The sequence below is a fragment of the Cellulophaga sp. 3_MG-2023 genome (assembly GCF_030546975.1).
Taxonomy (GTDB): Bacteria; Bacteroidota; Bacteroidia; order Flavobacteriales; family Flavobacteriaceae; genus Cellulophaga.
On sequence record NZ_JAUOPS010000001.1, the window covers coordinates 794157 to 820123 of the forward strand.

At 29.4% G+C, this 25967-nt stretch carries 35 protein-coding genes; 4 read left to right on the top strand and 31 right to left on the bottom strand.

Annotated features, from left to right (window positions below):
- Window positions 1–23: 23 nt before the first annotated feature.
- From Q4487_RS03335 to Q4487_RS03345, 3 genes are read right to left on the bottom strand one after another with little or no spacing between them, the layout of a single operon-like run.
- Window positions 24–389, bottom strand: coding sequence for an arsenate reductase family protein (locus tag Q4487_RS03335; RefSeq protein ID WP_303541768.1), 366 nt, complete (start codon window positions 387–389; stop codon window positions 24–26).
- Between the two features lie 31 nt (window positions 390–420).
- The gene (locus Q4487_RS03340) at window positions 421–615 is read right to left on the bottom strand and encodes a hypothetical protein (protein ID WP_303541766.1); all 195 of its coding nucleotides are present in this window, start codon (window positions 613–615) and stop codon (window positions 421–423) included.
- Window positions 616–639: 24 nt separating this feature from the next.
- On the bottom strand, window positions 640–1098 hold the full coding sequence (locus Q4487_RS03345) for a hypothetical protein (RefSeq protein WP_303541764.1): 459 nt from the start codon (window positions 1096–1098) through the stop codon (window positions 640–642).
- Window positions 1099–1279: 181 nt separating this feature from the next.
- On the opposite strand from Q4487_RS03345, the gene Q4487_RS03350 reads away from it, so the two are divergent.
- Window positions 1280–1672, top strand: coding sequence for a hypothetical protein (locus Q4487_RS03350; protein WP_100895820.1), 393 nt, complete (start codon window positions 1280–1282; stop codon window positions 1670–1672).
- 114 nt (window positions 1673–1786) lie between these two features.
- On the opposite strand, the gene Q4487_RS03355 is transcribed toward Q4487_RS03350, so the two are convergent.
- The 4 genes from Q4487_RS03355 to Q4487_RS03370 all read right to left on the bottom strand — a co-directional run bounded on the left by Q4487_RS03355 (window position 1787) and on the right by Q4487_RS03370 (window position 4598).
- A complete protein-coding gene (locus Q4487_RS03355; protein WP_303541762.1) occupies window positions 1787–2329 on the bottom strand; it encodes a hypothetical protein in 543 nt (180 codons plus the stop codon).
- 138 nt (window positions 2330–2467) lie between these two features.
- Complete coding sequence (locus tag Q4487_RS03360; protein WP_303541760.1) at window positions 2468–3481, bottom strand: hypothetical protein; 1014 nt, start codon at window positions 3479–3481, stop codon at window positions 2468–2470.
- Window positions 3482–3483: 2 nt separating this feature from the next.
- Window positions 3484–3741 carry a hypothetical protein gene (locus tag Q4487_RS03365; RefSeq protein ID WP_303541758.1) on the bottom strand — a complete coding sequence of 86 codons (258 nt, stop codon included), beginning with the start codon at window positions 3739–3741 and terminating at the stop codon, window positions 3484–3486.
- A 47-nt stretch (window positions 3742–3788) separates the two neighbouring features.
- Window positions 3789–4598: a hypothetical protein gene (locus Q4487_RS03370; protein WP_100895817.1), complete on the bottom strand. Its 810-nt coding sequence runs from the start codon at window positions 4596–4598 to the stop codon at window positions 3789–3791.
- Window positions 4599–4880: 282 nt separating this feature from the next.
- On the opposite strand from Q4487_RS03370, the gene Q4487_RS03375 reads away from it, so the two are divergent.
- On the top strand, window positions 4881–5915 hold the full coding sequence (locus Q4487_RS03375) for an NAD(P)/FAD-dependent oxidoreductase (protein ID WP_303541756.1): 1035 nt from the start codon (window positions 4881–4883) through the stop codon (window positions 5913–5915).
- A gap of 322 nt (window positions 5916–6237) precedes the next feature.
- On the opposite strand, the gene Q4487_RS03380 is transcribed toward Q4487_RS03375, so the two are convergent.
- From Q4487_RS03380 to Q4487_RS03445, 14 genes are all read right to left on the bottom strand, one after another.
- Entirely contained in the window at window positions 6238–8085 is a 1848-nt protein-coding gene (locus Q4487_RS03380) for a PLP-dependent transferase (RefSeq protein ID WP_303541754.1), read from the bottom strand.
- Between the two features lie 137 nt (window positions 8086–8222).
- Entirely contained in the window at window positions 8223–8822 is a 600-nt protein-coding gene (locus Q4487_RS03385) for a DUF4272 domain-containing protein (protein ID WP_303541752.1), read from the bottom strand.
- A gap of 21 nt (window positions 8823–8843) precedes the next feature.
- Window positions 8844–9131, bottom strand: coding sequence for an acetyltransferase (locus tag Q4487_RS03390; RefSeq protein ID WP_303541750.1), 288 nt, complete (start codon window positions 9129–9131; stop codon window positions 8844–8846).
- A gap of 79 nt (window positions 9132–9210) precedes the next feature.
- Entirely contained in the window at window positions 9211–9801 is a 591-nt protein-coding gene (locus Q4487_RS03395) for a hypothetical protein (RefSeq protein WP_303541748.1), read from the bottom strand.
- Between the two features lie 124 nt (window positions 9802–9925).
- Window positions 9926–10504, bottom strand: coding sequence for a DUF1287 domain-containing protein (locus Q4487_RS03400; RefSeq protein WP_303541747.1), 579 nt, complete (start codon window positions 10502–10504; stop codon window positions 9926–9928).
- 12 nt (window positions 10505–10516) lie between these two features.
- On the bottom strand, window positions 10517–11011 hold the full coding sequence (locus Q4487_RS03405) for a hypothetical protein (RefSeq protein ID WP_303541745.1): 495 nt from the start codon (window positions 11009–11011) through the stop codon (window positions 10517–10519).
- 137 nt (window positions 11012–11148) lie between these two features.
- Complete coding sequence (locus tag Q4487_RS03410; RefSeq protein ID WP_303541743.1) at window positions 11149–12606, bottom strand: SH3 domain-containing protein; 1458 nt, start codon at window positions 12604–12606, stop codon at window positions 11149–11151.
- A 73-nt stretch (window positions 12607–12679) separates the two neighbouring features.
- On the bottom strand, window positions 12680–13174 hold the full coding sequence (locus Q4487_RS03415) for a MepB family protein (protein ID WP_303541741.1): 495 nt from the start codon (window positions 13172–13174) through the stop codon (window positions 12680–12682).
- A gap of 171 nt (window positions 13175–13345) precedes the next feature.
- Window positions 13346–14065 (bottom strand): DUF6882 domain-containing protein, encoded by a 720-nt coding sequence (locus Q4487_RS03420; RefSeq protein WP_303541739.1) that lies wholly within the window; start codon window positions 14063–14065, stop codon window positions 13346–13348.
- A gap of 36 nt (window positions 14066–14101) precedes the next feature.
- Entirely contained in the window at window positions 14102–14656 is a 555-nt protein-coding gene (locus Q4487_RS03425) for a hypothetical protein (protein WP_303541737.1), read from the bottom strand.
- A 14-nt stretch (window positions 14657–14670) separates the two neighbouring features.
- Complete coding sequence (locus Q4487_RS03430) at window positions 14671–15132, bottom strand: DUF3806 domain-containing protein (protein ID WP_303541735.1); 462 nt, start codon at window positions 15130–15132, stop codon at window positions 14671–14673.
- 12 nt (window positions 15133–15144) lie between these two features.
- Window positions 15145–15555, bottom strand: a complete 411-nt coding sequence (locus Q4487_RS03435) for a hypothetical protein (RefSeq protein WP_100895806.1) — start codon at window positions 15553–15555, stop codon at window positions 15145–15147.
- Window positions 15556–15665: 110 nt separating this feature from the next.
- Window positions 15666–16400 carry a LytTR family DNA-binding domain-containing protein gene (locus Q4487_RS03440; protein WP_303541732.1) on the bottom strand — a complete coding sequence of 245 codons (735 nt, stop codon included), beginning with the start codon at window positions 16398–16400 and terminating at the stop codon, window positions 15666–15668.
- The gene (locus tag Q4487_RS03445) at window positions 16397–18241 is read right to left on the bottom strand and encodes a tetratricopeptide repeat protein (protein ID WP_303541731.1); all 1845 of its coding nucleotides are present in this window, start codon (window positions 18239–18241) and stop codon (window positions 16397–16399) included. Before Q4487_RS03445 ends, Q4487_RS03440 begins: the two co-directional genes overlap by 4 nt.
- A 158-nt stretch (window positions 18242–18399) precedes the next feature.
- On the opposite strand from Q4487_RS03445, the gene Q4487_RS03450 reads away from it, so the two are divergent.
- Both Q4487_RS03450 and Q4487_RS03455 read left to right on the top strand, forming a co-directional pair.
- Window positions 18400–18852, top strand: coding sequence for a hypothetical protein (locus Q4487_RS03450; RefSeq protein WP_303541729.1), 453 nt, complete (start codon window positions 18400–18402; stop codon window positions 18850–18852).
- A gap of 35 nt (window positions 18853–18887) precedes the next feature.
- Window positions 18888–19712, top strand: coding sequence for a hypothetical protein (locus tag Q4487_RS03455; protein WP_303541727.1), 825 nt, complete (start codon window positions 18888–18890; stop codon window positions 19710–19712).
- Here the strand turns inward: Q4487_RS03455 and Q4487_RS03460 are convergent.
- The 10 genes from Q4487_RS03460 to Q4487_RS03505 all read right to left on the bottom strand — a co-directional run bounded on the left by Q4487_RS03460 (window position 19694) and on the right by Q4487_RS03505 (window position 25919).
- Window positions 19694–20296, bottom strand: a complete 603-nt coding sequence (locus Q4487_RS03460; protein WP_303541725.1) for a DUF3592 domain-containing protein — start codon at window positions 20294–20296, stop codon at window positions 19694–19696. The genes Q4487_RS03455 and Q4487_RS03460 overlap by 19 nt on opposite strands.
- A 120-nt stretch (window positions 20297–20416) precedes the next feature.
- Window positions 20417–21100 carry a hypothetical protein gene (locus tag Q4487_RS03465; protein WP_303541723.1) on the bottom strand — a complete coding sequence of 228 codons (684 nt, stop codon included), beginning with the start codon at window positions 21098–21100 and terminating at the stop codon, window positions 20417–20419.
- 29 nt (window positions 21101–21129) lie between these two features.
- Window positions 21130–21513, bottom strand: coding sequence for a hypothetical protein (locus Q4487_RS03470; RefSeq protein WP_100895799.1), 384 nt, complete (start codon window positions 21511–21513; stop codon window positions 21130–21132).
- Between the two features lie 23 nt (window positions 21514–21536).
- Window positions 21537–22025, bottom strand: a complete 489-nt coding sequence (locus Q4487_RS03475; RefSeq protein ID WP_303541721.1) for an ATP-binding protein — start codon at window positions 22023–22025, stop codon at window positions 21537–21539.
- Between the two features lie 41 nt (window positions 22026–22066).
- Complete coding sequence (locus tag Q4487_RS03480; protein WP_303541719.1) at window positions 22067–22687, bottom strand: hypothetical protein; 621 nt, start codon at window positions 22685–22687, stop codon at window positions 22067–22069.
- Between the two features lie 144 nt (window positions 22688–22831).
- Window positions 22832–23092, bottom strand: a complete 261-nt coding sequence (locus Q4487_RS03485; protein WP_303541717.1) for a hypothetical protein — start codon at window positions 23090–23092, stop codon at window positions 22832–22834.
- A 20-nt stretch (window positions 23093–23112) separates the two neighbouring features.
- Window positions 23113–23643 (bottom strand): hypothetical protein, encoded by a 531-nt coding sequence (locus Q4487_RS03490; protein ID WP_198519434.1) that lies wholly within the window; start codon window positions 23641–23643, stop codon window positions 23113–23115.
- A 29-nt stretch (window positions 23644–23672) separates the two neighbouring features.
- The gene (locus Q4487_RS03495; protein ID WP_303541715.1) at window positions 23673–24887 is read right to left on the bottom strand and encodes a DUF4272 domain-containing protein; all 1215 of its coding nucleotides are present in this window, start codon (window positions 24885–24887) and stop codon (window positions 23673–23675) included.
- Window positions 24888–24892: 5 nt separating this feature from the next.
- Entirely contained in the window at window positions 24893–25588 is a 696-nt protein-coding gene (locus Q4487_RS03500) for a hypothetical protein (protein ID WP_303541712.1), read from the bottom strand.
- Between the two features lie 136 nt (window positions 25589–25724).
- Complete coding sequence (locus tag Q4487_RS03505) at window positions 25725–25919, bottom strand: hypothetical protein (protein ID WP_100895792.1); 195 nt, start codon at window positions 25917–25919, stop codon at window positions 25725–25727.
- Between the last annotated feature and the right edge of the window lie 48 nt (window positions 25920–25967).

Here is a 25967-nt window from a genome sequence, read left to right on the forward strand (position 1 = left end):
ATACAAATTCATTTAAAAATGCGTTAAATTTTAAGAATGTCTGTAGGTGTCTCTATTAAAATGGTAATATCTCCTCTTAAAGCAATGGGCTGCTTCATTATAGTAGGGTTGTGTTGTATCATCTTTATCCAATCGTTGGTAGAAAAGTTATGAGGCTCAAAATTTTTCTTGTACTTTGGATGCTGCTGGTTTACCAATTCTGCAACCGTTATGTGTAACCTATCTGCCAGCTCTATAATTTGTATGCCAGTAAGTTTTTCTTTTAAAATGTCTACTTCTTGCACTATAAAACCTTCTGTTTTTGCATAAGCTAAGGTTTGTTTTGCCCTAATAGACTCAGAACTATAATACAATGTAATTTGCCTATTAGACGTAGCTATTTCTCCCATATTTTTGTCTTTATTGGTTATACCATATTTGTTAGGTATGATGTTTTAATAGTTGCTTTAAACGCTCTAAATAATCTTGAAGCGCTTTTTTGTTTAAATGCGAACTATGATTTTCTTTAAGCGTAATAGGGTTTTCATTTAAATTACGATAAAGCTCTGGGTAATTGGTCTCTATCTCTGTAGTTATATCTGTAATTTCTTTTAAAATGTCATCTACACTTTTCATAGCTTGTTACTTTTAAATTACTAATTAGTCTGCCAAATCTGTGTACTGCCTTACCAATTGCTCACCATCTATAATGTATTCTGTAATGCTAAAAACTTCTTTTCTGTTTTTTCTAAAGTCTTTTACAAATTTTGATAAATCGTCCTCTAAAACTCCGTGTTCTGTTCTAAATTTATGAGAGTCATAAGCAAAAGGGTTTTCTATAAGCTCTGTTAAATGATGTAAATGCTTTGTGGTACGCTCCAATAATGAGGTACATTGATGGTCTACTTCTAACAAACTAACTTCAATTTCTTTAACTAAATCTAAATTCTCTTTTTTAGAAATCCACACTAAATATTTTTTAATTAGTTGATGTAAAAATCTTAAATCGTCTTTATAAAATAATAGGTCTGACTTCCAATGTTCTGTTAAAGTGTAAAGCTCTTGCCAGTTAGCCTCATTAATGTAGTTGTCTTGTGGTCTGTTTCTAAAAATGCTCATACTAATTTATTTTGTAGTAAAAGTAGGTATGCAAATTTGTTTATAATATGACTTAAATCATTTGTGAAACAAAAAGAAGTCTGTAAATTATTCTGCTATTAATAATGATTTGAGATTTATGAATTGAATTATATGTAGTACTTTTGACACCCTAAATAACTTATAATTTTAGCTGTAATTTATGCCGTATAATGATGTTTTTGTTCAGTTTTGGGAACAAGTAAAAGAGAGTGTTGAAGAAAACCGTTTTGCAAAATTAACTATGGCTAAAACTATTGGTAAGCCAGACTTAAAAAATATTTTTGTGCGTCCTGTATATGCTGATGACGGATTTATGGTATTACTTAAATTACGTTACAGATCTAGAGAAACCGAGGATATTGAAAAAAAACTAACACTAGAAGAAGCTTTTCCAATAATACAAAAGCACTTAAGAACTTCATTTTTTTCGGTATTACTTTTTACAACTACAAAAGATGTTACTTTTAAAATAAACAAAAAAGGTGCTGGTAGTATTACAGAAGGTTTACCAACGTTTACCAATATTACCCAAGCAGAAATGGGAGAAAATTAAGCAATCTAATAAAACTACAAAATAAAAATACTAAACCTTAACACTGATTTTCTTACTTAATAGATAAATTAAAAGTTATTACCACAGGGTATTTTTAGTAGATAGTGTAACCAATTACCATCTACGACTTTTAGTTACTTTATGCTGTTGTTTTTTACTGTGTTGCTGTTTACGGTATTCTGATGAAGCAATATACGTCTCTACACTTGCTATAATTTGGTTTTTTACGCCACTTATAAGTTTGTTTTTATAATTCTTTTTCTCGTACCACCAAGCGCATAAAAATATAAGTACAACAAGAATAATTTCCCAAGGATTATTACCAACCACAGGTACATTGTAATAAACACTTACTCCTATAACTGGTTTTAAATATTTAATTCCAAAATACAACAATACCATAGCAGCAAAGGCAAATGATAAAAAAATGCGTTTTTCTGATTTTAGTTTTTTCTTTACTCTTTTATTTATTACCAAAATAGCTTCATCACTTAGCAAAGCGTGTTTTTTGTTGTAACTATCTGCTATAAAACGCAACCTAGACTCAATGTCGTTTTTTGAAACCCTGTCACTAGTATGTTTAACAAAATAGGTGTTATAGTCCAGATAATCTTGGTGTGTTAATTTTAACTTAGGGTATAAAGAGTATAAACTCATTAGTATTGATTAATGCTTTTGTGGTTGTTTAGCTCATAAATATAGAAAAATTGTCTACTCCTTACTACTAGTTCTGGAATAAAAAAACCTCAAAACACGTTGTTTTGAGGTTTATAGTTACTTTATATAAAATATATTTTATGCTGTAAACTCTTCTGTTACATTTAGCCAACTACTATAATCTACAGGTATTTTATTGTACATTTTTGTAAAATAGGCAAGCAATTCATTTTTATCTTTTGTGATATATCTATAATGGTTAAAATTTTCTGCGTTACCCGTTCTCAATTCTATATCATAAGATGAATCCTTATTGATTACGGCTTGTATATATAAAATATTTGCTATTTTTTTAGTAAAATCTAATACAATAAAAGAAGGATCTTCCTCTTTGTATTTCATATCTTCTATTGCATTTAAAACATCTGTTAAAGTAGGGTTATTATTATCTATTACATCAGTTTCTAAATAAAAATCTGCTATGCTTTTAGCTTCAATTGTTATTCCTTTGTTTTCTGAAATTAATTCGGCTACTTTATCAAAATCTAACAAATCTCTACCGTTTTCCTTGTAAATATGCTGCCATTTAAAATCTTGAATTAAAATTTTTGTGTTAACATCATTATCCCACTTTACGTTAAACCCTTTATTGGTTAAAACTTTTACTATTTTTTTACCTACTTCTAAAGTTACGTTGTTGTCTGAGTTATTTACTTTTTGAAAAGCAATATATAGACTTGGATTTTCAGTACTAAGTGCTCTTGATAGATCTTGTTCATGATAAAAACAATACCCATCTGAAGATGTTTGCTTTTTAAGTAAACTCCTTTCTACGTGTACAACTTCATATTCGCCATCACTAGTGGTATAACCAGCATTGTGCAATGCTATGATATTTTGACTACATAATTCATCAAAAGCTTCAATTAGCCGCTCTGTGTCTGTAGGATTTTTCCAATTTTTACTTTCTAAAACTAATTTATTATACTCTTTTTCAATAGTGTCAATAGCCCATTTTTCAGAAATTTCATCATCAAATTCATTGTCTTCAATTTCTTCTAATATATTTTCTTTTATTTCAGAAATAGGAGTAAAACCAGCTCTAACTTGATTAAAAATGGATTCAAATATGAATTCTTGATTTTCAGTCATTATTATCTCTTTTGTATTTCTTCTTTAGTAGTTGTACTCTCTTCTTCTTTAGGTTTTTTCCATAAAGCATAAGAAACACCTGCCCAAGATAGGTTTATGATAATCATTCCTATAAAAAATGGGTTACGCCCACGATCCATACTGTAATCTTCTATTCCAAAAAGGTAAACTGCCAACAAGACAAATAATACCACTATACCTACAAAATATCCTATTTTTCCTTTTTTAGTTAAATGTTTTAATAATAATCTTTCTAACATAATTTTTATTGATATGGTTATTTAATTTTAATTAATCTTACAATTGGCTACTTACCTAATAATCGCTTCCAAAAACTCTTTTTTACTTTTTCTTCTTTTGGGTTAATTACCTCTGTTGGGTTTATATTAGTAACCTCATACTCTGCCTTAGATGAGATATGACCCTCTGGCAAACCTTCCTTTTTTTCTATTTCTGCAAGTTGTTCTAGTGCTGCTTGTTGGTATAGCAACGCACCTTCTAGATCACAGTTAAACAGATTAGAATAACAAGCCGATTTATTTAAATCCATAGGGTTAGGCTCTACAACTTCCGTTGCTTCTAAAAGTCCTAAATTGTGTTCTTTTGCATAATTTAAAGCCTTTAAAAAAACTATAATTCTATCATATGAAAATAAATTATCTAGTTCACTTTTAACTTCTGCGTTTGTATCATAATCCTGTAACAACTGAACAACCATATTAGCTGGTATATAAACACCAGAACTATAATTAGTACTTATACTATTGCTTATGTTGTTTGAGTATTTGTCTTGATCTATTATTTGATCCCATTTTTTATAGTATTTTTCAAAAAATGGTTGTTCTAAAAAAGATAAAGCTGCTCCTCTAGTGTAAAAATATTTATTAAAGAAACCCTGTACAACAGCTACATAATAGCCGTGTGTCATATCAAAACTATCTTCTTTACTCGTTTCTAATGCAACTTTTATAACATCTATATATTTATCCTTGTAAAAATCATCTAGACTATGTTCTTCTGCAAGTGTATTTATTAAGTTTTGGTTATCTAATACATCAAAATACCAACTGTTTATTTGCTTTTCATTAATTGGATGATAACTTATATCCCAACCCATACGTTTACTAATTAATTATCTAATAATTTATAAGCTAAAATTACATTTAAAGTCTACAGTTTAAAATAGCGAACCTATAAACGTAAGCACAAAAAGTATTTTCGTGCTACTTTTTTAATTAACGGTTTAATTTTAGACATATTTTATTTTATAGATAGTTATAATTTTAATTTCTTATGCTATACTATTTGTTCACAAGTAATTGTTTTAAGCTTTACTACGCACTTCCTTGTTGGTCTTGCAAATGTTGCTACTTTTGTACAAATTAAACAACGCAATTTAATGTTAGATTATGTGGTTATTGGTGGTGCACAAGCAGGATTAGCTATGGCGTATCATTTAAAAAAAATGAATAAGAATTTCTTAGTTGTAGATGGCGAAGACCAAATTGGTGCATCTTGGCTAAACAGATGGGATTCTCTAAAGCTTTTTACCTGTACAGCCTACAATAATTTGCCTGGTTTAAAATTTGATGCGCCTAAGGGCCACTACCCTTCTAAGTTTGAAGTTGCTAATTACTTTAAAACTTATGTGCAAGAGTATAATATTCCGGTACAATTAAATACTCTAGTTACTGCAGTACGTAAAACCAACAAAGGTTTTTTTATTACGCATAAAGACGGAGAAATTAGAGCTAAAAATGTTATTATTGCTACTGGACCTTTTCATATACCTTACACTCCTCCCTGCCATACTAAGCTTGCAGACAGCATATTACAAATGCATAGCAACTACTACAAAACACCAGAACAATTACAAAACGGAGATGCTTTGGTTGTTGGTGCAGGAGATTCTGGTTACCAAATTTTAAACGAGCTCTCTAAAGATGGTTCTAGAACTGTTTATTTTTCTGGTGATATTACTGTAAAATCTATTCCGCAACAATTTTTAGGTAAAACCATTTGGTGGTGGTTTACAGTTACTGGTTTTTTAAGTTTTACCAAATATAGTTGGCTAGGTAAGCGTATAAATGCTGCCAAACAACCTGTAATTGGTACTAATGTAAAAGAAATTTTAGCTAGAGAAAACGTTATTCCTGTAGGTAGAACTAATGATGCTTTAAACGAAATGTTATTTTTTGAGAAAAAGAAGGTTTCTACCATTAAAAATATTATTTGGGCAACGGGTTACCGTCCTAATTTTAACTGGATTGAAGGTTTGGAATTAGATGCTGATAATTACCCAAAAAACAAACGTGGTGTTAGTAATATTAAAGGCTTGTACTTTATTGGCTTGCCGTGGATGTATACGCGTGGTTCTGCTACTTTAGGTGGTGTGCAAAAAGATGCTAGTTATTTGGCTAGTGTTATTGAATAATGTTTGTAAAAGAGGCATTGCCTTAAAACAGGCTTTTGTTCATTTTTTTCATTGATAAAAAAACGAAATCGCAGATTGAGATTGCCATTAGGCAAATCACAATATAGATTCACGAACTCCTTTAAAAACAATAAAAATCTTGTGAGCTATCCCAAAAAATCTAGACTCACGAACACATTGTGAAATTTATCTTCAATTAATACTATTAATTATTTAAGTCCCGATACTTTGAGATTCATTGATTAAAAAACGAAATCGTAAACTGAGAAAGCCTTAAGACAATTCTCAATTTACGATTTATATATGCGTTTTTAAACTGTTTTTATATTGATGCTACAAACTCTAAAAACACTTGTTTGTGTAGATCTAAGTCTAAATTAGGAGATAAAGATGCACGTACTATATAATCCTTATCACCTTCTTTTGTTGTTCCTTGTGTAGAGGTTGCTGGTATAGTCCAGTAGCACCCTTTTAATTGTCCGTAACTAACACAAAACTTACTCTCGTTTGGTATTTTAGTTATCATTAAATTAATCAATTTTAAATTTAATGCACGTTTGTATGTTTCTCTTTCTTCTTCTGTATTACCTTTTGTTGGTAGGTCTAAAGAAAAAACAGACGGTGTAAAGCCTTCTGATGCTAACTCTTTAGACACAAAGTTAATTTTTGCTCCTGGTAAATTAGCGTGTATAAAGTTTACAAAGTCGCGCGTATTTGTATACGCATCTGCAATTCTCTGGTTCATACTTGGCAATTGTTCTGCCAATATACTATACTGCAATGCCGTTGCTTCATTATCACAAAGCGTTAAATGCAACTCTATTTTCTCCATTAGGTCTGCTGCCTTAGTATTACCAACACAGTAACCAGCTGTACATTTTCCTCCACTAGGAAATTTTGAGCCACTTGCAAAAGAAATTATTCTAACAGAAGATAATACATCATCTTCTCCTAAAAAGTGTACGTTAGGGCAAAATGTCTGATCTAATATAAAAACAGGATCTATTGCTATTGCTCCAGATGGTGTTTTACGCTCCTTGCTTAATGCATCTTTTAACGCAATTAAATCTGGAACTTCTACACGTGGATTTGTTGGTATTTCTGCTATAATTAAAGGTACTGCATCCTCTGCTGCAATAGCGTCTAAAACAGTGTGTACGCTTTGTACCATATCATTATCACCATCTACAGGCAAATCTACTATAGCAACATTTTGTAAACAAGCTGCTACTCTCCTAGCCTGGTCATTTGTACCGCCATAACAGTTTGGTGGTACAATAATTTTTATAGCTTTTCCTTTATGGTTTTCTAACGCATCATTAACCAAGCCCATTAAAATAGCATATTGTATAGATAATCCGCTAGAGGCAACTAATGGTTTTGTACTTGCACGAGTAATATCTTTTATAGAAGCTAAAACACTTGCCTTATCTGCCTTTATATCTTCTTCTACATATACATACTCTGCTTCTGCTGTAAGTGAGTTTAAAGCTAAAAGCGAGTTTGCAGGTGTCATTGCAATTGTTTCCCTTCTGCGCACGTGCTGTATGTCTTTTACATATGCAGCAGTATTCTCTGTAGTATTAACTACTAAAACACTACCTAATTTGCCGTGTAGGCTTATGTAAAAATCTATGTTAGAATTTAAGGTAACTGCACCAATGGTTTTCTGATCTTCAATAAAAACTGTACTACCATTAAAAGCAGTAACATCATTAGCGCTATTTATTTTTTTTAGGTTGAAATTGTAGCCATAAACGTTTTTAATAACATCTACATTAAAATTAGTTGGCAACTCACCTGTATATAGTATTTGAGTTTCTTTTTTATCAAATAAATTTTTACGCAATATTGATAAAACAGGAACAGTGTTAGAGTCAAAACTTATTACATTTTGTGTGTCTAAACCGTGTAGTTTTGCTATTCCCCACTCTAGCACACAAGATAAAGGATGACCTAATCTAATGTAGTCATAAGCAGTGTGTAACTCACTTAAAGCAGTTGTAGTACTATTATTTGCTACATATAAAGCCTCTAGCTCATTTAAAAACTGAACTTTAGCTAGTTCTTCATTGTAGATATCTAGACGATGTGTAGTTAAGTTTAACCAATCTTTTGGCATATTTGCTACTACATCTTTTATATAATTTAGTGTTTTATTGTCTTGCATAAGATTCATCTTTAAATGAAGCCTGCAAGATACGTTAATTAGATTTTTTTATGAAGTGATACAAGGCGTATTGTTCTATTTTACCATAGATTTAACGCCTTGTGTTTTTTACTGTATTAACATCCTAATTATAATTTTTAGGTGTCTGTTGGTACACTGTCCCAATCATCACCATAGCCAATTATCCAACTAAGTGCATATCTTCTTTCATATACAACACTAGGGTTTAATTCTTCTGGCATTTCTTTACCAAATAATTGTGCGTCTCTTACTCGCCAATGCTGATTATACAACTCTGTTTCCATGGCCATTAAATCCTCATCAGACCTTAGCGTAACAGATTTTATAAATGCTTTAGGATTGCCTATTATTTCGGCAAGCTCTCTAATGCTGTACACATCAAACTGTGTATTTAAGGCTGGCATTTCTTCTATTAAATTTACTGCCCAAAACAAAGATGTTAAGGCCTCTGCTCGCCAACTAAAGTTTACAATGTCATTTTCTTCTGGCTCTACTGTATTTATAAATTCTGTTTCTTTAAAAGACAAGTAATTGTTTATGCCATTATTGGTAATCCAAGACTTAAAACTAGGTTCTTGTCCTTGATGAACCTTACCTATAATTGCTAGCAAACCTAAAATACGTTCTGCTACTGCAGTTTTAGTTCTTACTTGCATATCATCTTCTAACTCTTCGTTATCCATATCTAAGTTTTTATTATTTAAATCGTCTTTCATTACTGTTCTGGTATTACTTTTTTAATCTCTGCGCTTTTTTACTTTTAATTTTAATTGTGCTAATGCAACTAAAATAAGGCACGGGACTAGTATCATTATAAAAAATAGAATACTAAAAAACCACCACGGAATATCAAAACCGTGACTATAAGCGGTTCCTATATAAAGCCCCATTATTAGGCTCACAACTAAGCCTATAGCAGACACTACAACTATATATTTTTTAGGTTGTGTTACAGCATTTTTCCTAAACATACCTAGTGTTAATGCACTAATTATAGTTAGTATAATTATTATAATGTAAAACATCTTATATTGCCTTTTTAGTATTTGTAACTGCTATTAATTACTTTTATTTTGTATCTATTTTTGTTGTTTTAATTGTATCTCACTTAAAAACTCTTTGAGCAGTAATAAAATTAGCTGTTTTTTTATGTTCTAAATTATAACTAGCAATATTGTTATTAAATGGATGAAAAAAGTAGACCGTTCCTGTTTCTATCTTTTGAAAATCTGTAGTAACGTTGCTATTACTCATTAGTCCTATTCTAAATTTTGATGAATAAGCAACATTTATAATTGCAATAGGAATAATATACATTTTTCTATTTTGTTCAAAGTATCCATTTTTAATTCGGCCTCTAATTTTTATTGTTTTTAAAACACTATCATTTAACGTAACAGTTGCATTTATTCTTTTTTTGTTTACTGCTTTTAGTGTGATAAAAAAAGGTGGTTTTTCTTTGGACTCATTACCATAAACAGCATCACTCTCCTTTTTGCTAAAAAAAGATCCCCAAAAAAACTCTGAAGCGTAAGGCGTATTTTTTATGTTATTTTGATATGTACCATTTATTAAATGTAAATTATCTGCTGTTAACTCTACCCTATTTACTGCCGTAGGTGTATTTTTTAGTGTTGCGCAAGAGCACATTACCAAAAAAAAGCAGAAGTATGTAATAGTTTTATAAATACGCATATAAATTAAACGTTTTCCTGTTGGATCTTTACAGATATTAAGGTAACAAAGTTGAAGATATTTAGTGCTTAAAAATAACCTACTTATGGTAAAAACAAACTAGCAGTTTACAGGGTAATAAAGTCTATATTTTATACCTATAATGACCAATAATTTTAAAAGAAAAAAGGCAATCTTGTAAAACTTGGCCACCTCCAATATTGTGTACAATTAAGTTTCTTTTACCATCTTTAGATTTTTTATTTACAACAATACCAATATGTGTAGTGGCTCCTCCTAAACTCCAACAAACTATATCGCCAGCAACATAATCTTCTGCTTTTTTAGATATTAATTTTTCTTCTCCTTTTCTTTTAAAATAGGTCATTAAATTAGGTACTCTGCGGTGATCTATATTTTTATCTGTAGTTTTTAAACCCCATAATTTTGGATAGACATTAAAATTAGACTTCATATCTATATGTACTTTTTCTTGCAAATCTATTCCCAATTTTCGGTACGCTCTAATAATAACATCTGTACAGACACCTTTATCACTAGGCACATCGCCATTAGGATAGTCTATAGAAAAGTAACTAGGATCGTAGGTTACATTATCCTTGGTTAATTGCAATGCGGCGTCTGACAAGCTAATTTGTTTAACACTTGTTTGCGCAAAGCCAAATTGTATACCTAAAAATAAGAGTAAAAGTATTTTTTTCATCAATCTATAATTTTATTTACAATCTGAAGACTTTATATGTCTTACCTCTAAAACATTAACATACTCATATGTACCATTGTAATCTGCTGCAAAACCATACTTATCCTTGCCTTTATCTATTATTTCAATTTTAGCGTAAATAGGACTATAAGGTTCTTTTCCGTTTGCCAAGGCATAATAAAGTTTCTCTAATTTACCAGTTTTTTTATAGTTATCAGTAATCCAAAATATTTTATCACTGCCACAAGGCTGAAAAGTTGCAACTTCTACTCCAAATATTAATTTTCCGCTTACAACCTTTGATTTATAAGACGTTAAAGAATCTACCTCTTTTTTTAAGTCTCTAATGGTATCTTCTAATAGTTCTATTCTACTACTCATAAAAATATCTCCCTTACTTTTAGTTACATAGTTGGTTTGTATGTTAGAAGCATATTGCCGGTCTTTACAAGAAGTAAAAAACAAAGCTGCTAGTAATATTAGAGATAAAGTGTGTTTTAGTTTCATACCATCTTTTTAAAGTTGTATTACAATATTTAGATACTTCAAAGATGTAACTATTTCACTAGGATTATAAGCCTATATCTAGTGAAAACACCACCCTTTTTACAGGGAAATGATGTTGTCTACAGTATTTTGAACAGTTATTTTGTAACCGGAATAATTTTACCGTTAGACGCTATCTTAAAATACGTTATTTCTTCTTGTTTTTCATCAGTCCAAAGGATATCTGTAATTGTAAGTTTATCTTTTTCAATTTTAGATTCTATTCTAGACCAACCTTCTGCTATTTCGTCATAAGAAATTGTTTTAAAATCTATTAATTCACCATTTAAACTGTAGTTAATTAAAGTAGATTCCATTTCATGATCTCCTTTGTATGTAACTATAACTAGCGAATAAAAATCTTTAGAAAATTCTAATTTATATGATGCAATAGATTTGTTGTTATACCCTTCTTTAAAATAATCGGGAAATATTTTTTGTAACTGTAATAGTTTAACTGTTTCTTTTTTATAGAAGTTGGTTTTGCTAAAATTATCAAAATTAGTAGTATCTGCAGCTGGTAATGTTCTTGTTTTTATTAGACTAGTTATAGCTTTAAAATTGCGTGTATTCTGCGTTGTTGGTGTCTTATCCTCTATTTCTCCTGAATAATATGTTAGTCTAGGGTTCTTTTCTGCATAATCTTCAGGTAATACTACTGTGTAAACAAACTGAGTATCACTAACCCAAGTAAAACTATGAAACACACAAATACCATAATCAGGATTAAGCTTACCTAAATAAGTGTATTTACCATTTATACTTTTTTGAAGAGAATATGTAACACATTCCTGGCCACTATAGTAACCATTTAAGCGGTACTTACCTGTGGGAGAAGGAATTAAATACTCTGGATTACCAACAGTATTGTTAGACTCACCTGTTTTAACATTTATTACAATATCTGAAGAATGTCCGCCCTCTAGCAATAAAATACCTAGATCTGGATAATAACCAGACCACCCTTTAGAAAAACTATAGTCATTAGATACTTGATTTAGCAAAATCTTTTGTCCATTGTCCAATTTAATGCTCTCTAGAGCATCATCTCTTAAATATTTTTCATCATAAAAAATAGTTTTCCAAGTAACCTTATCTTTTAATAAGGTTTTTACTGAGTCAAGATCTACTATTTTTTTATATGTATGCGTAACTTTTGGAAGCTTAGAAACTATTTTAGTATACGCTAATTCGTTTATTTTTTTAGTAGAAATTTTTAAACTGGGATTCTTATATTGTTTTAAGTAGCCATCAAAAACATAACCTTCATTTTGTATTTGCTCTTTTTCGTTAGAAACCAAATACAAATAATTATCATATTTAATTTTAACCCATTTACCCATTACAGCTTTGCCATTATCGTAAATGGTTAAAGGAATAGCAGTGTCTTCAATTTTTTCTACTAAAACTCCATAAGGTATTTTAGCTACTTTTTCACCAGTTACGCTAGCTTTTTCTCTAACATTTAGTCCGCTTTCTGCATTAATTAGGTAATACTCTTGTGCTTGTGTAGTAAAACATACTAAAACGAAAATTAATACATAATGTAATTTCATTAAACGGTTCTTTAGGTTTATAATTTACAAATTAAGTAGTTCTACTTAATTTATACATCACTGCATTAGGGGATTATTGAATACAATAAAGCGTTTTAACCTTCTCTAAATTAGTTTTATGGTTAATAATATAAAAATATTTTAATTGCCACTCTTGGGTTTTTAAAGCCTGTTTACTTATTGGCACAACCCAACTAGGGTATACTCTAAATGCCCTTTTACCCTCCTTTTTCTCTGTAGATAGTATTCCTTTTTTTTGTAAAACAGATTTAGGAAAAACAAATTGCCCTAACTTATCTTGATCTGCTACGTTTACAATAAAAAAGTCTATGTTATTTGTGGCATTAAACGGCTCTATTGGTCCACTTTTACTTCTTTTCCAAAACGTAACAAACTGACCAAGTTTTTTAGGTGTTATTTTAGAGTTTCTGCTAATAATAACGTGTCCGCTTAACAAAAACCTGCAAGCATCATATTCCTTACTTTCTTCTTCTAATATAAAGTTGGTTATGGTGAGTTTACACTTATCGTAAATTTTAGTTTTAATTAGACTTAATTGGTTGTTCATTTATTTAGTTTGATATCAGATTATTTTTTAAGAAAATAAAACTAAAAAATTAATTAAGAAAGTAATGTTTATTATTCAATTTTGATACTATTTAAATACTTAAAACATAAAAAGCCCTGTAACATTTACGCTACAGAGCTTTACTTATTTGGTTTAGTTGGATTCTAATATTTAGAGTTTACCACTTAAGGACTGTAACCTTCCTAAATCATCAAACTCAGCCGTAACTACTTTACCATCTTTTTCTCCTTTTATCTCCTTATCAGACATACTAAGCTTAAAGTCACGATCTATTAAATAGTTTTTTAAAGCACTCACGTGCGCTATACTTATAGAGCTTATTAACTGAGGAAATACAGTTAAAACCTTCTCTAGTTTGCTCTTATCTATTGCTGGTATTTTATTATCATCTATAGTTACAACCAATGTTCCTTGTCCGTAATTAGCACAGTAATAGCTTTTAGAATTAAACAAACCACAAGCAACCATTCCCATTTTATGCTCAAAATTTTCATCTACATTAAAATGAGGTTCTATAAGCTCTTTAATAGCATGTTCTTCTCCAAATTCTTTCAACTTATTAGACTGTAACAATAAATTTTCTGGAATTCCGCTTTGCGTGTTTGCCCAGCCCCACATCCAAGAACTTGTATTAAAAGATAATGAACCTATTACTTGTATTGGAAAAGATAACTCTCCAAAAGCAATAGTAGCTTTACCCATATCTAGTTGCCAACCATTATCTCCTATTACATCGCCAAAAACATATTGTTTTTCAAAAGACAAACCTGCATAATTTTCAACTAAATCATTAAAAGATTGTGGTTTTAATTTCTCTATTATCTTAAAGTCAGCCATATTTAATTCTTGGTTATTTTTTTCGTTTTCCATTTACATTTTTAAGTATTAATCTTGGTTTTTTTAGTTTTATTTATTGGCTGTAAGTAAAAAAAGCTCTCCATCATCTGTCATTCCTATAGGGTTTTTAGTTCTCTCTAGCCATTCTTCTTCATATAAAAACACATTATAATCTGCTACTAAATTTCTTGAAAATCTCTTTTTTGCTAAGTTTATAATTTGTTCGTCTAAAGACATATTGCTCCTTTTAAAAAACACAACATAATCTTTATCTATATGAAGTAAAATAATATGTGTTTTATCTCCTGTTTTATATACATCTAACACTTTAAAAAAGCCAGGCGCCCTAACTACATAAAAGCCAAACTTAGCTACATCCGGATTAATTTTAGCCATATTTATGGCTTTGTTACTTGCAATTGTAAACCTAACCTTTTTAGACAAGCCTGCACTAAATGCAGATACGTCTGTAAAGCCTTCTTCTTTTAAAATTTGATTTTTTTTGTACTTAGAAATTAATGATTCATCTAAATCACAATCTCTATAAAACAACAATAAACCTGCATAGGTGTTATTTACTATTAACTTTTGCAGGTCTACTTTTCCCTTATCATCATCTGTCATTAAATAATTGCCTCTTATTTTTTACCTATGTTATACCTCATAGTTTCCATTATAGGCTCAAAAAAAGAAGTTTCTTTAGAATCTATTCTTTTTTGAACTATTGTATAAGGGAAAGTAGTATACACAGGATCTTTATGACGAATGCAAATTTCTGCACCATACTCATCTGTAATATGCTTCCAACTGGTACCAAACTCCTCGTTTAAGACTTCGCCGTAAGCACTTCCTAAACCAAACTCTACCATTTTAGGCGTTGGTTTGGTTAGACATTTAGAGTTAAAGCCTGCTATATCTTCATTAGCTACAAAATTTGACGAATCTGTTAACCAAAGTCCAAAAACTTTGGTTAACAGACTAGCTGTAAATGAACCACTAAAATCAGGTTCATATTTTTTACAAATAGAATACGCCAAATCTAAATCTAGCTCTAAATTATTTATTTCTCCTTGTGTTAAATCTCTTAGAGTAGTTTGCATATAACTTATATTTTACAAGTTATTCTCTAACAAATTTGTAAGTACTTTTACTCTGCTACTAACATCTGGAGCATTACTTACTGGGCAGTGATTTACTTCTAAAACACCATCTGTAAAAGTATAAGCTCTTTCTGGATTGTGGTGATTATCTCTGTTTACAATTACAACTTTTTTAAGCCCTTCTTGTAATGCTTCTTTACCCATATCATCTGCAGTAATTGCTGTAAAAGCTTCTACTAATGGCTCAAAATAAATTTGAGAATATGTATCCATATACAAATGCGTAAAACGGTCTTCAAATAATGTTTCCCATTCTATTTCTAAAGGAACATCAAAGCCAGCTGCTTTAGTTATTTGTTCTTTTAACGCAGGAAATTTTTCGTCTTGAAATGCTTTTGTAATTTTCTTTTCTTTAAGTCCCATAATTGTATGTTTTAAGTGTTAATTTTAATAATCTATGATTCTAAAATAGCACTAAAACACACTTATGTGATAAACGGTTTTACAAGCGTTGTTTTTTGTTTTAAATCCGTTTACAAATTGGCTAAAAACTGTTTTAAGTAGCTCTTTTTTCTAGAGGCTAACGGAATTTTTTCTCCGTCTTTTAATAAAATATTATTTAGCACAATAGACTCTATATAATTTATATTTATAAGGTGAGATTGGTGTACTCTAACAAATATTTGTTCGCTTAAAATATTCTCATAATACTTTAAATTACGGGCACTCATTATTTTTTTATCTGCTGTATAAAAAATAGTGTAACTCCCATCAGACTGGCACCTAATGATGTCATTTAAAGGCAATATGTGTTGCTCTTGAGTGGTTTTAATTAATAAATTCTTATGCTCGTCCTTAGTTTCTAAATCCTGAATTTTCATTTCTAAACTAAGCACCTTCTTATCTTGCTTGTATAAAGTTCTAAACCTGTCTATACACGCTGTAAGCTCATCAGAATCTATTGGTTTAAGTAAATAATCTATAGCATCTACGCGTATAGCTTGTATAGCAAAATCATCATAAGCAGTAGTAAAAATAATTCTAAAAGATATTTTATCTAATGCATCTAATATTGTAAATGCATTACCACCAATTAGTTCTATATCCAAAAAAACTAAATCTGGTGTATTTTCGTTTAAAAATAAAATAGCATCATTAACCGTATCTATTGTTGCTATTACATCTATATCTTTTTGAGTGTATTTTAGTAATTTAGATAAGGTATTTTGAGCATTAAACTCGTCTTCTACTATAACTACTTTTATCATGTAATACTTAATTTAAAGGCTATTTTTGTTCCTATAGGTTGGTTCTCCTTGTTAAATAAATCTTCAATTACAAAGCTCTTTTCTTCTGCTTTTTTACGCAATTTTAATCGTTCTATAAAAACATCTGTAGCGTGCAATTCTTTACTTTTTTTTGTTTTAGATTGATGTGATCTTCCCAAACCATTATCTGTAATAACAAAACACAATTTAGCATCTTCTTTATAAATTGATAACTCTAAAATACCGCCTTGCTTTTTTTCTTTTAAACCATATTCTATAGCATTTTCTAAAAACGGTTGTAACAACATTGGTGGTACTTTTAAAGTATGTACATCACAATCTTCAGCAACATTTAAAACGTAATTAAAAGCATAATCAAAACGTAATTGTTGTGTTTCTATGTAGTTAGAAATCATATTAATTTCTCGTTCTAAACTAATAGATTCTTTGCGTACATAGTCAAAATTCTGACGAATTAATTTAGCAAATTTAGCTATGTAGTTAGATGATTTTATAGGGTCTTTCTCTAAAGTAATATTTTGTATTGCGGCAAGTGTATTAAATATAAAATGCGGATTCATTTGCATTCTAAGCAAGCTCTGCTCTAGTTGTGATGCCTTATTGGCTGCCTTTAGTTTTGTAATGTACAAATAGGCACCTAACAAAACCAATAGTAACAATAGCGCAGCAAACAAACTACCGTAAAGCATTCTGTTTTTAGCAGTAATTTGCTTTAAAAATAGTAACTCAGCCTCTTTTTCTTTTGTTTTATATTTTACATTAGAAAAATTTAATAAACGCTCTGTTTCTTTTTTATGCTGCTCTATTTGTAGTACATCTCTTTTTTGTTGATACGCAAGTGCATCTTCTGGCTTATTAGTACGTATGGCAATAGTTATAAGCTTGTCTAAAATTTGTATTTGTTGTGGCGTGTCTTTATTCTGTTGGTAAATTTCTAACGATTGTTTGTAATAGCCTTCTGCAATTATAAAATTGTTATTTAAAAAGTAAGTATACCCTAAGCCTTTATATGGCGCACCGTTTTTAGCGGTAATGCTTTTATTTACCTTTATAGCTGCTTGTAAAAACTTTGCTGCAGATGCATAATTTTCTGTTTCTATATACGTAAAACCTATGTTATTTAAAATTTTAACTAAGGTTTGGGGTGACTTGGTATATTGTCCTAATTGCAGTGCTTTTTGGTATGCCTCTAAGGCTTTGTTATAATTTTTTTCCTTTAAATAAATGGCTGCAATATTACTTTTTATAGCAATAACAGATGTTGTATCTTTTTGGTAGGTAAAAAGGCTATCTGCCTTTTGTATGTAGCTTAAAGCTTTAGGGTAATCTTCTAAAGTAAAATGTAACTGAAACAATAAATTGTTAGCTTTAGCTAGCAGTCTTTTGTCTTTTAACTCTGTAGCATTGCTTAATGCTTCTAAAGCGTATTCTTGAGACTTCTCTAGATTTTTAAAACGCAAATTGGCAGCACTTAGCGTTATTAAACTCCTTGTTTTATTGTAAATATCTTTTTGGGCTGTAAATAAGCTATTTGCTTTTTTTTGTGCAGTTATAGCCTCTAAATACATATTGTTAACATAGTATATTTCGCCTTTTTTAAACAGAATTAAAGCTTCTTGCTCAGGTGTAATTCCTATAAAATTAGTTTGTAAACTATCTAATATTTGTATTGACTTTTCATACTTAAATTGCGAAAGACTGTCTGTTATTTTTATAGTGTTATTAAACTCTACTAGGTTGTTTTTAGGTTGTGTACAACTTAACACTAAAAAGAGTAAACTACTGTATATTAAACTATTATTTAAAAAGCAATATTTCATGTATGCGGTATGCGTTCTTATAAAAACGAAGCTAACCTTTTCATTTTAAAACAGGAATATTTTTAACATCTAAATAGCAAATACAAAACAAATAGTAACACTTACAAAAGGCATTTATAACCAATACATAATTCTTATATTTTTAAACAAAAAATATAATGGATTATCCAGAACATATACTAAAAATAACCACTGGTGGCGGCTTTGAGATTACAAGCAAAAAAGAAGTGACTAAAAAAGTTACTCCCAAAATTGGCGTAGATAATGCTATATTTTTAATTTATGACTGGCCAGATGATAAAGAAGGTGCCAACACTAGTATAATTATTGCCTTACACTACTCTTTTATTTTAAATGATAAAAAATACGAGATAAGCACAAAAAATACTTTTTACGATTTTGATAATAAGTTTTACAACAATCTGCAAGACTGGTTTTTTAAAGATATGTACCCTTTATTTATGCATAAAGCATTGGAGATTTCTAAAGAGAAAATAGAGAAAGAACTAGGTGTTTCTTTTTCTAACACTGCCCCTTTTAATACCCAAGAAACTAAAGCAAAAAGACTGGCAAATAAAGCTGCAAAAAACTATTTAGTAGATACTATTTAAAATTATACAGAATAAAAGTTAAATTAACGTATAAAATGAAAAACGATTTATTAGAGAAACAAAATGAATTATACGGCAATTTAAATTTTGCTGCAGAAATTAAAAAAGACAATATTGGTATTATAAAGCATTTTATAGCTAGTGAAAAAGAAGCTTATAAAAACAATTTTCAAGGGCAGTTTTATCCTTCTTATCATTATGAAATAAACCGTGTAATGAGTTCTAAAATGTCTAAAATTGATGATGAAGATATTTATTTGGCATTTTACTATCAACTTAAACTTGGAAACATATACAAACCCTTAGAAAAACATTATCCTTTATTTTTAAAGGCTGTAGCTCATAATATTGATGATAACGATTTAGATAATACATTTTTAAACCCAACTCATTTATATTTTTTATTTGGAATAATAAATAACGAAAATGCTGATAGTGTTTACGATACCGCTTATGAAGATTATACAGAAAGCCTAAAATTTATTACCCTATGTGGTTCATATACAACATTTCCTAATTTACGTAAAAAGAGAGCTCGCTTTATTCAGTTTTTAGAAAACGAAACAATAATGCGTCGTATTAAAAACGGGTTATCTCTTTATTTTAAGAGCGATTTTATAACTTCTGGTTCTTTAGTTCTTTTACTTTTAGATACTAATACTAGCTCTAAAGAAGTTTTATATAATCTGCATAAGTTAAATTTAAAAAACACTAACGTTTGGTTATTAGGTAGCTTTTACAAGGATTTTAAAAAATCAGATACTAACAAGAAACTATTAAAAGACTTGTATGCTACCTATCCAAAAGAATGGATTGATGAGTACCAAAAAACAGATTGGAATCAAATAGATTCCTTGTAATTTTTATGCTGTAAATCAACGGCCCTATTTTTCTTTTTAAAAATAAGGTTGTTAATTATCCTTGTAATAGAAGACCATAAGATAAACCCTAAAAACACAAAGAATAGTCTAATAAAGAAGCCTTCTTTATCTATATTAGGAATGCCAAATACATAAAAATAATTGCTGTAAAAATCAAACCCTTTGGAGATACCAATAGCAAAAAAACCAAATCCTATTACCAAAAAAACATACTTTATAAAAAAGTCTTTCTTTGGCAAATAGTAATCCTTTGGCGGGTTTTTAGGATTAAAATAAACAGGAGTTACATCTCCTATTTCTACTTTAGAGTTACTTCTTCCTTTAATTCTATGGCTTTGCAAGTTTCCGTTTTTATAATACTCAAAACTATACACAGGTACTTTTATAACACCAGAAAATCCTTCTTCATTTTCAGAACCTTTTTCTAGAGATATAGATACCACTTTAGCTGTAGTTAGGATTCCGTTTCTTTTTATCTTTCCATTTCTAATTAAAATGTAAAGAAAAGCAAGAATTAAAAATAATCCTATTATTACAAATATTGAACTTGCCACTATAGCCATATATAACTTACAAAATTAAGGAGTTACTTAGATAGTTAAGTTATACAACATTTATTAAAAAAGAAAGAAAAATGATTAGAATTATATAATAAAACACAATAAAAAGTAATCATAATTAAATTAATTAACAAAATGCCAGTTAATTACTACATTGTTTTTATTTTTTGTTAATGTATTTATTAAACTTTTCAGTTCTTTTATAGATGTTATGTCTATTTGGCATTTATCTGTATCTACAATTAATACGTTGTTACTAATAAATTTCTCTTTAAATTCTTGTGAGTTTGCCAGTAATGCAAACTCTTTAAGCGTATTAGAATTTATTTGCTGATTTTGTTTTACAGCTTCCTCCTCCTTTAGATCCTTATATTTTTTACTAGCACTAACTAATTTATAAAAATCTTCTTTTATTAGTTCAGAAATACGCTGTAAACGATTGTTATTTAAAGTGTTACCATACAAATTATAGTTATCTATATTGGCACTTATATACTTTGTATCTTTTGTTTTTAAGTATTTTTTAAAGTTACTATCATACAAATTATGCAACTCTATATTGTACTTATCTACAAGGTTATCTGTAATTAAGTTTTCTATATAAACACCATTAAAATTTACCCATATTGGCGTAGAGGCTATTAACTCTATATGAATATTTATAAAATTACCTGCGCTATCATTTGCTTTAAAGTGATATTCATATGCTAACGAAACCTGCTCAAAAGGTGTAAAATTATAATTGTCCTGAAGAAATTTAAAATGTGTTTCTACAGCATATTTAACCTCATAGAGCAAGTTGTTCATACATCTATTTTAAAAAGTAAAAAATTTAATTAGCTTGCTTGTGCTTTAAATTCGTTCATTTTTTTTAAAACTAACGGCACAAATAACGCAAACTTAGCATTAAAATCTTCTTGTGATGTAGCCTTGTTCATTGTAGCAACCATAGTAGACCAAGCTTTATAAAGTGCATCTTCAATAGTATTATTATTCTCCTGAAACTCTATATTTAATGCTTTAACAAGGCTTACAACCTCTTTTTCTTTGTAAAAACCAGTTTCTTTTACTTTAAAAAATACTTGTTCTAGCTTTTCTTCTCCTTTTAATAAATCATCAGTAGTTAAATTACCTTTATTGGCACCAACAACTTCAAAAGTATCTATCATTAGATTTTGTACTTCTCCATCTATTTTTTCGTCTAAACGTATTGCAATCATCTGTATATATTTTTTAGCTGTTATTACCCTGTAATAACAATTCCATTTTTCATTTCGTTTGCGCTTGGTTTTTCAAACCAAGTTTCCATAAAGTCAAAATTATCTTTTGTAACTTCAAACTCAAACGTCTCACCTTTTTCTGTATTTCTTTGTAAAACCCTTTTTAGTCTGGTTTCTTTGGGTATATCTAAAAAATGAGTTGTTAGTTTAAAATCATTTTCACTTGCAAATCTTCTAAACTTTTCTCTGTGTTCTAATTTAGATAACCCTAAATCTAAAATAGCATCTACATTGGTGTTTTGCAGCTGTGTTACCAGGTTTAAAATTACCTCTTCTGCCCTATTTATTCGTTCTAAAAACCACTCTAAACCATCTTCTGGCTTTTTATCTGCAAGAAACAATGTGTTATTCCATTTGTCTATAGAAAAAACAATTCCGCCAGTTTTATTTTTTAATTTGTTAGCGTAGGTTGTTTTACCAGAACCAGTGTTTCCTACAATTAAATGTATCATCTTTTGTAATTATTGATTTTTAGATAAAAAAATAAGGAAAATTATTTTTCTAAAGGAATTGTACCCACTATTTGGCCTTCTTTTAACACAAAAAGTAAATTTGCAATAGGAGCATTACCGTAACTGTCATCTTCCCAAGTACCAACGTGCAAGTTTATAAATGTGCCTAATAATTGTGTATCTGCGTGCCTAGCAACAACCATCATACAAGTACGTCTAGGTATACTAACCAAAATTTCTTCTGCTCCTAACATTTCATGTGCTTTACGCATATGTTTTGCAGATAATATGCGTTCACTACAAAAATCTAGTCCGCTAGAAGTTAAAACTTTATTGTCTAGCTTCTCTACTGCGGTGAATTCTGTCTCAAATTCTTCTAAATTTTTAAAAGCTTCTTGTAAAACTTCATCAGGATCTAATTTTTCTAAATGCTGATGAGTTAAAAACACAAAATTATCTGGAGTATCATACCCAAAACCTACAACAACTTTTAAATCGTCTTCTGTACCTATTAAGTTAGATTTTACAGCACCTGCCTTAATACCAACCCAGTCTCCCGGTTTAAGTATTGGGTAAATTTTATACGCACCACTTTCTGCTTGTTGTGCTAATTTTTCAATTTCTTCTTTAGATCTTTCATCGCCATGAACAGTGTCACTCATTCTTCTACTATTTTATTTAAACTGAATATTGAAAATACAGTAAATATTCTTAACTAAAAAAATGCTTTTATATGCGTAGTGTATAGTTTTATATTTGAAAAAAACTGGTACTAGTTTTAGTCTATATTTTGTTTTTAAGAAAGTTTAATTTACCCCTCTTGACTCTAATTCTTTTTTTATTTTTTTCATATTCATATAGTTTAAAGGAATCATACTTCCAGTAGAGAAAGCAACAACTAACAAGGGAGTAAAAACAGCATTATTACCTTTTGCTACTAAACCATAAATACATATAATAATTAAAAAAGAGACTACAATTGTTAATGCAGTTGTAATTACTTTTAACCCTTTTAGTTCTCCTTTTAATTTATCTGTTGGTTTATTTTTTAGGTCCTGTGTTTTCATCTTGTTTTTTTAGTTAAAACTTACCATTCTCTCCATAAATCGGCTAATCCTTCACCATCTGCATAATCATCTGGTTTTAAATCAGCTGCTATTGTAATATGATCTATAAGCTCACATAAATCTTCTCTTTCTCCGGTTTCTATTAAACCGTCAGCATTACTATTTAAATTATTTAGTTCAGTTACAGCAGTTTCAAAAAAGGAAACTTTCTCTATTTCTTTTCCATTTTCTCCTAAAGTAATTAAATTAGCTATTAAGGTATTAAAAATATGCCTTGCTGCACTACAATTTTCCTCTGTGTACTGCTCCATATTAAACTCTGTAAAGTTTGTTTGCCACATAGCAAAAGGATAATACTTTTTGGTTTCTAAAAGTCTATCTGCATAAGATAAAGATTGATTAGCAACCACAACAGGAACCTTGCTGGACTTTAAACTTTTAGTGTCGTTAACAACTGCTATATTATTCTTTTTCTTTTTAGGCATAATAAAAACAGAAAAAATTATAATTGCAGCAAATACAACAATAATTAAAATAATAGCTCTAGGCATATTTTTAGATTTTTATTCAATTTAAAATTTTAAGTGTCGCAACTAACATCATCCCACTGGGCATTGTTGTAATTTATAAGCCAGTTTAATGCGTAATGACGCTCGTAAACTACGCCTGGGTGTACTTCTTCTATTTGTAAACCATTAATTCTTGCGTCTACACAAGCCCAATCTAAACGGTAATATAAGTCGTTTGCATTTAATATTTCTGCTGTACTTTTTACACTAGTTTGTGCGTTTATAAAATTCCAAGGATCTTTATCTTTACCTACGGGATATTGCTCTGTTGGTATATTATTTAAGTCAGCCAATGCGTTAGGAAAACCTATTTCTGTTGTCTTGTCTAATGCCCAAAAAAGCACCCAAATACACTCGCATTTCCAAGTTTCTTGACTTTTTTTGTCTTCGGTAGGGTTTTGTAAAAAATCTAATTCTTTTGGTGTTACTAAATCAATTAAATTATATTTACTTATATACTCTAATGCATCTGAACCCGACATAGAATTAAATGCAACAAAATTAGTAACAGCTAGTATAGTTACACGCTCTGCTATTTCTTTTGCTGAACGAATTTCTACACTATCTTCACTCTCTACAAATGGTAAATTCTTATTTACTTTTATATTTTTTGATGCTATAAAGGCATCATTTTGTTCTTTTCTTAATTTTTGGTCCTCTGTAGCTTCTGTTTGAGGTTTGTCATAGTACTTAGAGTCTATATTTACAACTAATTCCTCTATTTCACAATTACCATCACCATCTATAATTAAGTCTAAATTTTTATCTAAAAAATGCTGACCATTAGATTTTGAAATTAGAGCATCTGGCTGTACAAAAAGTAAGGCATCTAATTCTTGTGCTAACTCTAATATTATTTCTTTTAAGTTTTTAATGGTACCCTCTTGCTGAATAGAAAACTCTGCGTTTAAAGTTTGTACTTTGGCTAAACACAAGCCTTTTACATTTTCATTATTGGTAGGCAAAGAATTTATATAACCATACAAACCTTTTAAGTTCTCGTTTAAAGGGCAATCTTCTGTTGCATGAATTTGATAATCTGGCTGTAACCGTTCTCTATAATTAATTAGTAATTTACTGCCTTTACCAAACAAACCACCTTTGGTTTCTGCTACTACTTTACTAGAGTTTCCTGTAGTATTTACACTTACATTAGAAATACTTTTTTTTAGTACTTCTACAATTTTATCTACACCAATTTTATGTGTGTATACGGTACATATCATATGTATTATTGTTTTTTATTAGCCATTGCTAAATTGTATTCCTTAATTAATTTTTTTAGTTTAAACTTTAAAGTAATTGTGTCTTTAAATCCTAAATCTAAGTTTTTCATAATATGATTAGGATTTTGCTTTCTAACATAAGCTGTTTGTATTATTGTTTCCTGTATAACTTTAGTACTAATATAACCAACTTTGTGCTTGTGAATCTTATTGCCTATTTCTACTTTTTCTTCGTGATATCCGTTATATAATAAAAATCCAAATCCACAATAAACGGCATTCAATTCTGTTAAAAGTTCATTCTCTTTTACAAACTCTTTTTTAATATTATGTTTTCTCATTAAATAATAATGCGACATTTCGTGAGCTAAGATTGCTATTTTTTGATGAAAATTTTGAGTATTTGTATTTGCATTGATATAAATACAATTAAAGTTATCTATCATTTCAAACTTTCCTGCTTCAACATTGTTGAGTGTTAAAATCCTTATGGGCTCTTTAATTAATAAGTGCTCACGCATTTCGTCTGCAATTATTTGCAGTTTTTCCTGAAGATTTAATTCGTAACTAAATGGTTTATGCAATAAATTTTGCGTAAGTTGATAATTACTTCTTGTACATTTTTTTGGTAAAGACTCCTTTAAAAACATTAAAATTTTTAAAATTCTTGGTTTCTCAACCTCATAAAAATAATCTTTCAAATCTGGGTATATTTTGAGTTATTTATGAACTTCTTTTATTACATATTCACATTAAACAAAAGTTTTTACTTTCAATAAAAAAAGATAGTTCTTACAGAGAGTAATTTAGAGATTGTTTTTTAATAGAGCAAAAAAATTATTCTATATACGTATTTATAGAGCAGTCTAATTTGCAGTTTTTAGCAAGCATTTTTCTAAAACCTACTGCTAGGTCGTACTCTTCAAAAATTAAGGCTTCTGTAATACTATCGCTAAGTATAAGTTGTTGCAATAAATACTCTACTACGTATTTATTGTCTGCGGTAAATAATACAAATTTGGTGGAGTCCAACCTTAAAGTTTATTTATGTAATAATTTTTCAAATGTAGTAAATACAAT